The 12,265-nt window shown below is 72.3% G+C and carries 6 protein-coding genes; all 6 read right to left on the bottom strand.

Translation table 11 applies throughout. The features are described from left to right. Positions 1 to 66: 66 nt before the first annotated feature. The gene (locus WMF44_RS05140; RefSeq protein WP_437297998.1) at positions 67 to 1,719 is read right to left on the bottom strand and encodes a hypothetical protein; all 1,653 of its coding nucleotides are present in this window, start codon (positions 1,717 to 1,719) and stop codon (positions 67 to 69) included. Between the two features lie 8 nt (positions 1,720 to 1,727). Beyond that, positions 1,728 to 4,151: a PhoX family protein gene (locus tag WMF44_RS05135; RefSeq protein WP_437297997.1), complete on the bottom strand. Its 2,424-nt coding sequence runs from the start codon at positions 4,149 to 4,151 to the stop codon at positions 1,728 to 1,730. Between the two features lie 238 nt (positions 4,152 to 4,389). Next, entirely contained in the window at positions 4,390 to 4,593 is a 204-nt protein-coding gene (locus WMF44_RS05130; RefSeq protein ID WP_437297996.1) for a hypothetical protein, read from the bottom strand. A gap of 153 nt (positions 4,594 to 4,746) precedes the next feature. Then, on the bottom strand, positions 4,747 to 7,236 hold the full coding sequence (locus WMF44_RS05125; RefSeq protein ID WP_437297995.1) for a sodium-translocating pyrophosphatase: 2,490 nt from the start codon (positions 7,234 to 7,236) through the stop codon (positions 4,747 to 4,749). 495 nt (positions 7,237 to 7,731) lie between these two features. Then, on the bottom strand, positions 7,732 to 9,483 hold the full coding sequence (locus WMF44_RS05120; protein WP_437297994.1) for a protein kinase domain-containing protein: 1,752 nt from the start codon (positions 9,481 to 9,483) through the stop codon (positions 7,732 to 7,734). Between the two features lie 220 nt (positions 9,484 to 9,703). Next, complete coding sequence (locus WMF44_RS05115; RefSeq protein ID WP_437297993.1) at positions 9,704 to 12,244, bottom strand: ATP-binding protein; 2,541 nt, start codon at positions 12,242 to 12,244, stop codon at positions 9,704 to 9,706. Between the last annotated feature and the right edge of the window lie 21 nt (positions 12,245 to 12,265).

The following is a 12,265-nucleotide window of genomic DNA, read 5'->3' as shown; positions in this document are numbered from 1 at the left end:
CGTGCGCGGGCCAGCCGGGCGCCTCGCGCCTCGCCCGAGACGCGCCGCGCGCCCGCACCCCAGGCCTCACCAGGCGAGGTGCGCCCGCCCGTCGAGGTACACGCGCTGCGCCTCGCCGAGGCCCGTCGACTCGCCCTCCACGACGCGCAGGATCCCCGTCGCGGGCCCGAGCGCCACATCCCGCCCCGCCTCGAAGCGCTGCGCTCGCACCAGGGCCCGGTAGGCCTTGTCCAGCAGGAGGGCCCGCTCGCGCGACGGCGCGACCAGGTACGCGAGATCGCGGTCGCCGCCGGGCGCGCCGCGCCGCACCTCGGCCTCGTCGAGCGCGCCGCCCGGGAAGAAGCGGGCGAGCATCTCCGCGTTCCCGCGGTAGTCGTCGGCCCCGCGCGCGCGGCGCAGGTAGGTCAGCACCTCCGGCTCCGCGTGGCCGGCCTGCGGCACGTCGGGCATGCCGCGCAGGTCCTGGTGCCGCCAGCCGGCCGCGCCGGGCACCTTGCGCGCCAGCGAGAAGGTGTGGTCCACCGTCACCCCGACCGCGCCGTGGCAGCCCATGCACGCCCGGTGCTCCTCCGCGGTCTGCAGCCGCAGCCGGCCCTGCTCGTCCTCGATGAACGCCTGGATCTGCCAGCCGAACGCGTTGCGAAGCCCGACCTCGGGCCCGCCCGGGTGGAACGGCGGCTGCCCCTCGTCCTTCTCCTCCGCCTCGCGCTCGTACGCGCGCGCGATCGCCCAGTCGTCCGGCTCGTCGACCTTGCGCGCGTAGCGCAGCTCCTTCATCCGCGCCGCGAGCAGCGCCGGGCGATCCGGGTCGAGGTACCGCACCGAGTGCAGGAGCTCCGCCCCGCGCGGGTAGAGCCACGCCCGCACCGGGACGCCGGCCGCCCCGCCGGCGTACCGCGCGGGCAGGCGGACGACGCGCGTCACCGCGGGCTCGAGCGCGCCGTCGCCGTCGAGATCGAAGCCGGCGAGGAGCTCGCTCACCGGCTCCACCTCCCGCCCGGCGGCCGCGCCGGCGGGCCCGGCCGCGCCCTCCCTCGGCAGGGGCGACGGCGACGCGATCGCCGCCTCGAGCAGCGCGAGGTTCAGCTTGTACACCTCGCGCGACGGCGCGCCCGAGGCGTCCTCGCGGAACGCGGCCGGCAGCCGTAGGAAGACGTCGCCGGCGCTGCCGTTCGTGGGCCAGAAGCTGCCGGGGAACGGCTTGTAGCGGACCGCGCGGAAGCCGCTCCCGTCGCGCGCGAAGCCCTCCTCGTCGAGCCCGGCGCCGAGGTCGAGATCCGGCACGTAGCCCGGGTAATCCCGGCGCGCGGCGAGCGCCTCGCGCAGCGGCGCGTAGTTGTCCTCCCGGATGTACTCGAGGATCTCCGCGTCGCTCGTCCGGGCGGCGGCGGCCGAGAGGTCCTCGATCAGGTTCGTCCAGGGGTTCTTCCGGGCCGCGTCCGAGAAGCCGTACTCGCGCTGGAGCTCGTGATCGGCGAGCGTGTTCGGGCCGATCCCGATCGTGTGGCACGTCCAGCAGCCGTTCGCGCCGCCGGCCGTATTCGCGTAACACATCGGCGGGATCGACGCCTCGGGGTTGCCCGCGCGCCCGGCGCGCGCGGCCGCGGTGGCGAGCGGGTCGTAGCCGCCCCCGCCGCAGCGCGCGCCCGCGGCGAGGACGGCGGACACCGCCGCGAAGGCCAGGGGCGCGGACAGCAGGCGCGCGCGGCGGGCGGACATCGGGGGGATCACTCGGGCAGGAAGGTGACCGCGATGACGCTCGACAGGGAGGCGTCGCCCTTCGGCCAGGTGCTGTAGGCGTTCTCGCCGGGGTGCTGCACCGACATGAAGATCGTGCCCATGTCGGGCGTGAAGGACGGGCCTGTCGCCTCCGCGTCGCTCGGCAGCCCCACGACGCGGAACGCCTTGCCGAAGCTCGGCTGGGTCACGCCCGGCTGGCCCGCGCGGTGGGCGGGGTCGAGATCGAGGTAGTAGAAGGCGTCCGCGTGCGAGGCCACGCCGAAGTTGCCGTCGGTGCCGAACCACACGCCGCCATCGCGGTCGAGGAGCAGGTTGTCCGGGCAGGAGGCGTCGAAGTCGCCCTGCCCCTTCGCGCCGTGCCAGACCTCGAAGTACAGGAACTCGGTCGACGCGCCCGGGTTCGCGGGGTCGGACTCCTCCAGGGCGAAGATCGAGCCCACGGCGTCCGCGCGCTTCGGGGACTGGGTCGCGTGGGTCGCCGGATCGAAGACAGCGCCGCCCTGATCGAGCGCCGTCTGCCCCGTGTGGTTGGTGAACGCCACGTAGAGGCGCGGCGTGCCGCTCGGGTCGCGCGGGTTCCACTCGATGTCCTCGGGCCGGTTCAGCTCCATGATCCCGACCTTGTTGCTCACCGTGAACAGCGCGCGCCAGACGTCGTGATCCGTCTGGAAGCCGCCGATCCGGTTCCAGCTCACGTCGCGCAGCGCGTCGCCGACGGTCCTGGCCGGGTCGCCGAGCGCTGCCGCGTTCGGCGCGATGGCGGCGCTGTCGACGGAGAGCTCGATCCACTGCCCCGTGCCCGGGGCCGCCTCGGTCGGGGCCGCGCGGGTCGCGACCAGGGTGTTGCCTGTCGTGTTGTCGAGCCCGGCCATGTGCGCCGCGTAGAGCTTGCCCTCGTCGAGCAGCGCGCGGATCGCCGCCCGCGTCATCCCGGCCGTGTAGTTGCCGCTGGTCACGTACTTGTAGATGCGGCCGCCGCGGCGATCGTCGGTCCCGTAGACGACGATCGGCCGGCCGGGCGCGAGCCTCCACGCGTCGTCGACGGCGAACGTCGCGGCCTCCCAGCGGGCGCGGCCCATGAAGCCGAACTTCTTGTGGCCCGTGCCCGGCTGCGTCTTGCCGTCGTACTCGCCTGCGGGCTGCCCCGGGTCGATCTCGGTGAGATAACCGTAATGGTCGCGCGGCTGCCGGCCGTTCGGATCGGAGATGCGCCCGAACTCCGCGCTGGTGCTCGCCTCGAAGACCGGGCTCACCGGCGCGCCCGGGTCGAAGCCCCGGCCGGTGAGGAACCGCTGATCGCCCGACCAGCTCGCCTCGAGATCACCGTAGTAGTCCTGCACGTTCTCCTCGGCGGTGATCACCGTGCCCCAGGGCGTCTGCCCGCCGGCGCAGTCGCCCATGATGCCGGCCACGAGCCCGCCCGCGAGCGCCGCGCCGGTCGTGTCGTCGTGGCCCGGACTCGAGAGCACGTGCCCCGCGAGGCGGCTCAGCGTCTTGCTCGTCGCGTCGTAGCGGACGGCGGTCGCGCTCCGGTCGACCGACCATGCGCCCGTCGCCGGGTCCTGCACGGTCCGGAGCCAGGAGCCGCCGACCTCCTTCTTTTCCCATCGAATATAGGTGTCGACGTCCGCCTGCGACCAGACGTTCGACTCGACATCATTCGTGAGGACGCCGAGCTTGCGCAGGTGCCGGGCCAGCGTGAGGTGCTGCCCGGTCGGCGCGGAGCTGACCGTCGGGCTTCGCCCGGAGACGTACTCGTGGTTGACCCAGAGCCACCCGGCGGTGGCGGAGCCGCTCCACTGCGGCGCGTCGCCCGCGGTGGCGGCCCACCCTTCGCCGAAGAACGCTGTGTAATCGTTGTTGGCGCCGAAGCGGGGCGCTTCCGGCGCGGTGCTGAAGGTCAGCGGATCGAGCCAGGTCACCACGATGTCGGAGCGCACGCCGGCGAGCGCTCGGATGGTGTCGGTCGCGGCCGCGCGGAGCGGGAACTGCTCGCCCTCGGGCAAGTTGCCGGTGGCGAACAGCGCGACGCGCTCTCTCACGTAGTGCGCGAGGTTCGCGGCGTTGCTCCACACCGGCGCGTCCTCGCCGGGCGCGCCGGGCTCGCCTGGCACACCGGGCTCGCCTGGCACACCGGGCTCGCCTGGCGCACCGGGTTCACCGGGCGCCCCGGGCTCGCCTGGCGCACCGGGTTCACCGGGCGCGCCCGGCTCCCCCGGCTCCCCCGGCTCCCCCGGCTCACCGGGCTCCCCCTGCTCACCGTTCGCGCCGTCCTTGCCTGGTGCGCCCTGTTCACCGGGCGCCCCGGGCGCGCCCTTCGCGCCATCCTCGCCGCAACCGCTCCCGATCGCGCCAAGACCGCCTGCGAGCACCAGAAGCAACGCCGTCCTCAGGGTCCGCCTCGTCATCATGTCCTCGTCTCCGCCGGGTAATGGCCGCAGACGATGCCTGGCGACGGTGGCGCCCCAATGCCCCTCACGCGACGAGTTGTTGTCAGAGATCCCCTGACCCTCGATCAGGCGTGTCATGAGCACCGCACGACCGGCGGCCACGCGACGGGGCCGCGGCGAAGAGCCCTCGGATGACCGGCGGAGCCGCCTTGCTCGTCATGACCGCGCAGGCGCCATGACCGCGCAGCCGTCGTCGCCGCTACTCGTCGTCCTCGTCGGGCACGACGACGTCTTGGCCGAAGCGCGCGCGCGCCTCGAGCAGCTCCCTGTCCGAGATCCAGGTGCGCTCGCAGCCGAGGAGCGGCTCTACCTGATAGACGTCCTTGCGCTGCTCGCCGTGCCCGTCTTCGAGGACCCGGACTACCTCGTGATGGAGGCCGCACGTGGGGCAGAGCGCTCGCATGAAGGGTCACTATAGTGCGGGCGCGCTGGGCGCAAGGCCCTCCCCTGCGCGCCGTCGACCGCGGAGCGGCGTCGGGCGGCGGGGGAGGTCAGCGCGCGCGAGAGGGGGGCGAGAGGGCGCGGGGAGCGCCGAGCGCGAGAGGAGACGCCCGGCTCAGGCCGTGGCGCGGGCGCCCGCAGCGGCGGTCGCCTTCTCGTCCGACTTGATCCGCATCCCGTAGAAGGAGCGGTACACGAACACCATCGAGAGCACGAAGAAGATGCCCGCGAGAACGAGGCTCGTCCCGCGGTCGATCTCGATCGCCAGCTCGACCGCGAGGAGGCCGAACAGCGTCGTGAACTTGATGATGGGGTTCATCGCGACAGACGAGGTGTCCTTGAAGGGGTCGCCCACGGTGTCGCCGACGACCGTCGCCGCGTGGAGCGGCGTGCCCTTCTCCTTCAGCTCCACCTCGACGAGCTTCTTCGCGTTGTCCCAGGCGCCGCCGGCGTTCGCCATGAAGATCGCCTGATAGAGCCCGAAGAGCGCGATGCTGATGAGGTAGCCGATGAAGAAGAACGGCTCGAGGCAGGCGAAGGCGAGCGTCGAGAAGAAGACGCCGAGGAAGATGTTGAACATCCCCCGCTGCGCGTACTGCGTGCAGATCTCGACCACCTTCTTGCTGTCGGTGATCGAGGCCTTCTCCACGCCCTCGAGGCGGATGTTCGCCTTGATGAACTCGACCGCGCGGTAGGCGCCGGTCGAGACCGCCTGGGTCGACGCGCCGGTGAACCAGTAGATGATCGCGCCGCCCGTCACGAGGCCGAGCAGGAACGGCGGGTGGAGCGGCGAGAGCAGGCCCATGATCTCCTTCAACCGCTCCTGGGGCGTGAGGTTCGCCGCGTTCTTCACCAGCGTGTTGCTGAGCACGACGATGATCGAGAAGATGAGCGTCGTCGCGCCGACGACCGCCGTCCCGATGAGCACCGGCTTGGCCGTCGCCTTGAAGGTGTTGCCCGCGCCGTCGTTCTCCTCGAGGTAGTGCTTCGCCTTGTCGAAGTTCGGGGTGAAGCCGAAATCCTTCTTCAACTCGGCCTCGACGTTCGGGACGCTCTCGATGAGCGAGAGCTCGTAGACCGACTGCGCGTTGTCGGTCACCGGGCCGTAGGAGTCGACCGCGATGGTCACCGGGCCCATGCCGAGGAAGCCGAACGCCACGAGGCCGAAGGCGAACACGCTCTCCGCGATCATCAGCTGCCCGAGGCCCTGGGCGGAGAAGTAGTACGAGATGCCCATCAGCGCGACGAGGACGATGCCCATCCAGTACGCGCTGAAGTTGCCGGCGGTCAGGCCCGACAGGACGTTCAGCGAGGCGCCGCCCTCGCGCGACGCGGTCACGACCTCGCGGACGTGGCGCGACTCGGTCGAGGTGAAGATCTTGATCATCTCCGGGATGATGGCGCCCGCCAGGGTGCCGCAGGTGATGATCGACGAGAGCTTCCACCAGAGCGTCGTGTCGCCGCCGAGGTTCGGGATCATGAACGCCGACACGGCGTAGGTGAGCGCGACCGACACGATCGAGGTCAGCCAGACGAGGCGCGTCAGGGGGGCCTCGAAGTTCATCTTGTCGGCGTCGGCGTAGGACCCCTTCGCGATCGCCTCGTTGAGGAGGTACGAGCCGATGCTCGCGAGGACCATCACGATGCGCATCACGAAGATCCAGACGAGCAGCTGGACCTGGACGGCCGTGTCGGGGACGGCGAGGAGGATGAACGAGATGAGCGCGACGCCGGTGACGCCGTACGTCTCGAAGCCGTCGGCGCTCGGGCCGACCGAGTCGCCGGCGTTGTCGCCGGTGCAGTCGGCGATGACGCCCGGGTTGCGCGCGTCGTCTTCCTTGATGTTGAAGACGATCTTCATGAGGTCCGAGCCGATGTCGGCGATCTTCGTGAAGATGCCGCCCGCGATGCGGAGCGCGGAGGCGCCGAGCGACTCGCCGATGGCGAAGCCGATGAAGCACGGGCCGGCGTAGTCGCCCGGGATGAAGAGCAGGATCACCAGCATGAGCATGAGCTCGGTGCTGATGAGGACCGCGCCGATGCTCATCCCGGCCTTGAGCGGGATCGCGTACGTCGGGAACGGCTTGCCCTTGAGGCTCGCGAACGCGGCGCGCGAGTTCGCGAACGTGTTGATGCGCATGCCGAACCACGCGACGCCGCAGCTGCCGGCGATGCCGACGAGGCTGCTCAGCAGGATGACCACGACCTTCGCGGCATCCATGTGACGCAGCACGCCGAAGTAGAGAACCATGACCGCGCCGATCAGGATCTCCAGGACCAGGATGAACTTGAACTGCGTGACGAGGTACGTCTTGCAGGTCTCGTAGATGAGCTCCGAGATCTCCCGCATCGCGCGGTGGACCGGGAGCTTGTTCAGCTGCGAGTAAATGACGAGCCCGAACACGAACCCGAGCGCGCAGACGCCGATGCCGCCCATGAGGAGCGTGCGGCCATCGATGCCACCGAAGGACTGGGTGCCTAGGTCGGGGAGGACCAGATCGGATTCACTGGCGCTGGCGAGCCCGCCGCTGAGCAGCAGGGCAAGCGCGGCGAGCCCAGCCAGCATCGGTGCGAGCCAGGCCTTGTGGGACCGGAGAACGTTCATGGACGGTGTGCCTCCATCGCAAAATCCGAGGCAGAGGACGGCGCCATCGCCGCTCGCTGCTTCGTGGTTCCGAGGGGTTGGCCGCCTGCGTAAAGGGGAAGGGGACCGGCGCGCTGCCGGAGGGGCTCTTGCTCTAACGCCGACGCTTCAGCACAGCCTCGTCCCTCGACGACCGGAGGGTGTCGGAGCGCCCAGAGCTGCCAGGCATGCCTCCACCGTGACCGGACCCCCGAGGCGCGCGCTAGCTACCATGCACCCGAGACGCCGTCGAGAGGGTGTGATGCGCGCCCACGACGAGAAGGCCTGTCAGCGGCGCGACGTCAGGAGATCACGTAGGGAGATTACGTACGATAGTGAGAGATTACGTACGATGGTGAGAAGAGAAAGAAGCACGCACGACCGAACGCTGTCCCACGCTGTCGCGTCCGGTCGTATTCAGCTGCGCTCGGACGCTTTCAGCTGCGCTCGATCGTGTTCAGCTGTCCTCGTCCGTGTTCAGTTGCGCTCGGTCGCGTTGTTCAGCCGCCGATCCGAGCCGGAGAGGCGCTGATCCGAGCCCGAGTCCGCGCCAGGGCTGGCGTGGGACGTGAGGAGCTCCGCCACGAGGTCCCGACACTCCGGCTTGTTGCGGAGGTGGCTCAGCAGCAGGTTGGAGGCCTCGCTGAACGACTTCTCGTAGGCGAGCCCCTCGCGCGTGCGCGCCGCGACGCGCTCGCGCCCCTGGGCCAGGTCCTCCTCCAGGGCCTCGGCGTAGCGGGCGAGCTGGGCGCGGAGCTCGTCGATCTGGCGGCGCAGGTCGCGCGCGTTCGCCTCGCGCGTGTTCTTCTTGTGCTCGTAACGCCCGAGCTGCTCGCGCTTCGCCTGCGCGGTCGCGCCGGCCGCGCCCGCGCGCTCGTAGATGAGCGGATCGTGGTTGCCCTGGCGGGCCGCCCCGTCCGCCAGCTGACGCGCGGACAGCGCGAGCTTCTCGGCGGCGGCGAGCTCGACGCGGACCTTCTCGACGTCCTCGCCGTCGGCCATCGCCTCGCGCATCACGCGCGACTCCTCGTGCGCGAGCTCCTCGACCTTGCGGCCGATCTCGGCGCGCAGCGCGCGGCCGCGGCGCTCGAGCGCCTCGAGCTTGCGGGTGAGGCTCGCGACCTCGCCCTCGAGCTTGTTGGCGCGCGCGGCGAGGTCCCAGGCCTGCGCAAGGCCGTTCTGGACCTCCTGCGGCACCTGCCCGGACGGGTAGGCGCGGGAGACCATGCGCGAGAACAGGGCCGCCCGGCTCGCCCACTCGATGACGCCGGCGCTCTGCGGCGGCGGCGGCGGCGGCGGCACCGGCACGCCGTCGCTCCCCTCGACCTCCCACGCGTGGGCCGGGAGCCCGCGCTGGAGCGCCTTCAGCTCCTCCTGGAGGTGGTGGGCGTCGCGGTAGCGCTTGCGGATGTCCTTCTCGAGCAGGCGCAGCACGATCGCCTCGCCCTGCGCGTGCGCGTCGGGGCGGATCGAGCGGGGCCGCGGCGGCGCGTGGGTCCGCTGCATCTCGAGGAGCGTGTCGCGGTCGTTCGCGCGGAAGGGGAGCTGCCCGGTCAGCATCTCGAAGAAGAGCACGCCGAGCGCGTAGAGGTCGGACTGCGACGTCGCCTCCTCGCCGCGCGCCTGCTCGGGCGACATGTACTCGGGCGTCCCGAAGACCGCGCCCTTCGGGGCGAGGCGCGGGTCGCGCGCGATGGCGGCGAGGCCGAAATCGAGGATCTTGACGAAATCCTTCCGGCCGCCGCGGTGGGTGAGCAGGATGTTGTCGCTCTTCAGATCGCGGTGCACGACGCCGAGGTCGTGGGCGCGCGCGAGCGCGGCGCACATCTGCTCGAGGATGTCCACCGATCGCGCGATCGGCATCGGGCCGCGCGCGAGCTCCGCCGAGAGCGGCGTGCCGACGAGGTACTCCATGACGAGATAGAGCTCGCCCTCCTCGGTCTCGCCGATGTCGTGGATATCGATGATGTGGGCGTGATCAACGCGGTTTGCGGCGCGCGCCTCGCGCAGCATCCACGCGCGGAGGTGGGTCTCTCCGCGGAGATCGGGCCGGATGAGCTTCAGGGCGACGACCCGGTCGATCAGCACGTGGCGGGCGCGATAAACGACGCCCATGCCGCCTTCGCCAAGCCGTGCCTCGAGCCGGTACCTGCCGGCCACGACCTTCCCGATCAACGGATCGGTGCTCGAAGCCTTGGGACCTGCCGGTCGCTGAATCGCGCGCTCCATGGTGCCTTCGTTTCTCCTCAGCGCTCCCCAGAAGAGCCGTTCTCGTCTCTCAGGGCCCTATTGCGCTGTGCGGTGAGTCGGATCGCTCGCTGAACGTATCCGGTTTGAAACAGCTGGTCTACGGGCCCGCGATCGGGTTGCGATGAATCTCGCGCGAGCTCCGCGTGGAGGTGGGGTGGGAGACCGGCGCCGAGGACGCGCTCGTCTCGTCGAGCCTAGCCTAGCCTAGCCGCGCGACAGGCCGAGCGGGCGGGCTCGCCTCCGCGGACGGCCGTGCGGGCGGGCTCGCCTCCGCGGACGGCCGTGCGGGCGGGCTCGCCTCCGCGGACGGCCGCGCGGGAGGAGGGGTATCGCCTTGCGGACGGGCGCTCGCCGGGCGAGGATCGAGGGGCAGGCGACAGACGAAGCGCGCGCCGTGGACCGAGGCCGGCGCTCCGCGGCACGGGTGTCCGCCGCGGCCGGCGTCGCCGTCTTCTCGTTCTGGTTCCGGCTCTGGCGCGAGGGCGAGCGTGCCGCCGTGCCGCCGGACGATCTCGGTCGAGATCGACAGCCCGAGGCCGGTCCCCTGCCCTCGCGGCTTCGTCGTGAAGAACGGATCGAAGATGCGCTGGGCGAGGTCCGGCGGAACGCCCGGCCCGCTGTCCGAGATCGCGACGGCCGCCATGTCCTCGTCGACCCAGGTCTCGACGCAGATCGCCGGCTCGCCGGGCGCGCGCGGCGCCGCGCCCCCGCCGGAGGTTCCCTCCTCTGCCCGCGCGGCGGGCGCCGGCGGCGCCTCGAGCGCCTGGATGGCGTTGACGAGGAGGTTCATGAACACCTGGTTGATCTCGCCGCCCCGGCAGGTGACGGGCGGCAGCTCGCCGTAGCGCCGGATCACCTCGATGCGCGCCTGCCGGAGCCGCGGGCCGAGCAGGAGCAGCGTCTCCTCGAGCCCCGCGTGCAGGTCGACAGGCAGCGGCTCGCCCGAGACGCGCGAGAAGCTCTTCAGGTTCGTGACGATGCGGACGCTGCGCTCGACCGCGCGGTGGACGAGCGTCGAGATGCCGGCGAGATCGTCGAGCGCCGCCTCGGTCTGGAGCCGCTCGCGGAGCGCCTCGAGCGCGCGGCGGCGCTCGCCCGGGAGATCGCGCTCCGCCTCGCGGTACGCGTCGAGGACGGCGCGGAGCTCCGCGGCGCGCTCCTCGATCGGCTGGGCGGCGCCGGCGATGGCGTTCAGCGGGTTATAGATCTCGTGCGCCACGCCGGCCACGAGCTCGCCGATGGAGGCGAGCCGCTCGCCCTGGATGAGCGCGGCCTGCGTCCGCTTCAGCTCGGACAGGGCGCGCGTGAGCTCCGCGGTGCGCGCGGCCACGTTCTCCTCGAGGCCGGCGCGCTCGGCCTCGAGCTCGGCGATCGTGCGGGACAGCGCCTGCCGCATGCGCTCGACGCTCTCGCCGAGGCCCACGACCTCCTTCGGCCCTGACAGCCGCGGCACGGCGGCGTCGAGCTCGCCGCGCGCGACCTCGTCGGCGGCGCGGGCGAGCTGCGCCATCGGCCGGGAGAGCTCGCGCGCCGCCCGCGCGACGACGCCGAGGGCGGCGAGGACGAGGAGGGACAGCGAGGCGAAGAGCGCGGTGATCGCGTTGAAGTCCTCGTCGAACGACGAGCCGGTGGCGAGCGCGCGGTAGAGGCCGATCGACGAGAAGAGCGAGAGGAGCCCCGTGAACAGGAGGGGCAGCCCGAAGTCGCGCAGCATGCGCCGCCGGAGGGGCGTCGGGGGCGCGCCGCCGTGCTCGGGCGCGCCCGTCCAGGCGCGCAGGAGGTCCACCGCGCGGGCGACCGAGTCCCTGTGCCAGGCGCGCTGGTAGAACGAGACGCCGAAGGCGAAGAGGGCGCCGAAGCCGAGCTGCATGAGCGCGTCGGCGACGCTGGAGGTGGCGCCGACGCGCACGTAGGCCATGCCGATCGCGGTGCACCCGAGCCACAGCGCGAAGTTCAAGGAGGCGAGCACGTCGGGGAGCCGCTCGGCGCGGGCGAGGCCGCGGCCGAGCAGGGCGCGGGCGCCGGAAGGGCCGGCCGCGAGGGCGGCCAGGATCGGGCGCGTGGCGGGGCGCACGGCGAGCGTGAAGCCGAGGGTGCCGGAGAGGGCGAGCAGGGGGACGACCTCGAACCACGCCTGGAACACGACCTGGCTCTGGGTGCGGAGGAAGGCGACGCAGAAGAGCAGCATGACGTGCCCGCCGACGATGCCCGCGGTCGCCGCCGACTCCGCGAGCCTCGGCCGGAGCGCCGCGGCGAGGGCGCGCGCCGAGGCGGCGTCTCCGGCGCCGCCCTCGACGGCGCCTTCGCGGAGCAGCGCGCGGTAGATCGCGCGGCGCATGCCGCCCGCCATGACGCCGAAGGCGACCGCGGTCACAAGGAGGCCGAGCCACGACGGCGGCGTCGCGCGGCCGATCCCGAGCGGGCCTGGCCAGGAAGGGGGCGCGGTCGGGGCGCCCCGGAACGCGAGCGGCAAGACCGCGAGCGGCCACGAGAGGGCGCGGATCGCCGCCGCGACGGCGAAGCCGCGGTCGCCGCGGCGGGTGAGCGCGCCCGAGAGCGCGGCCGAGGCGGCCAGGGAGGCGAGCAGGAGGATCGCCGGCCACGGCGTGGTGAGGGCGGCGGGGACGACGGCGGAGAGGAACAGGAGCGCCGAGAACAGCTCCCAGCCGGTCGCGACGATCTCTGCGCGGACGCGCGTGGCGCGGAGCGCGGCGGGCGGGGGCGGCGGCGGCGTGGTCACGAGGCGGGCGGCATGGAAGCG

It is taken from the genome of Sorangium sp. So ce426, assembly GCF_051475585.1.
Classification (GTDB): domain Bacteria; phylum Myxococcota_A; class Polyangia; order Polyangiales; family Polyangiaceae; genus Sorangium; species Sorangium cellulosum_B.
Note: the sequence above shows the minus strand (reverse complement) of the source record. Positions and strands in the feature narration are given on the sequence as shown.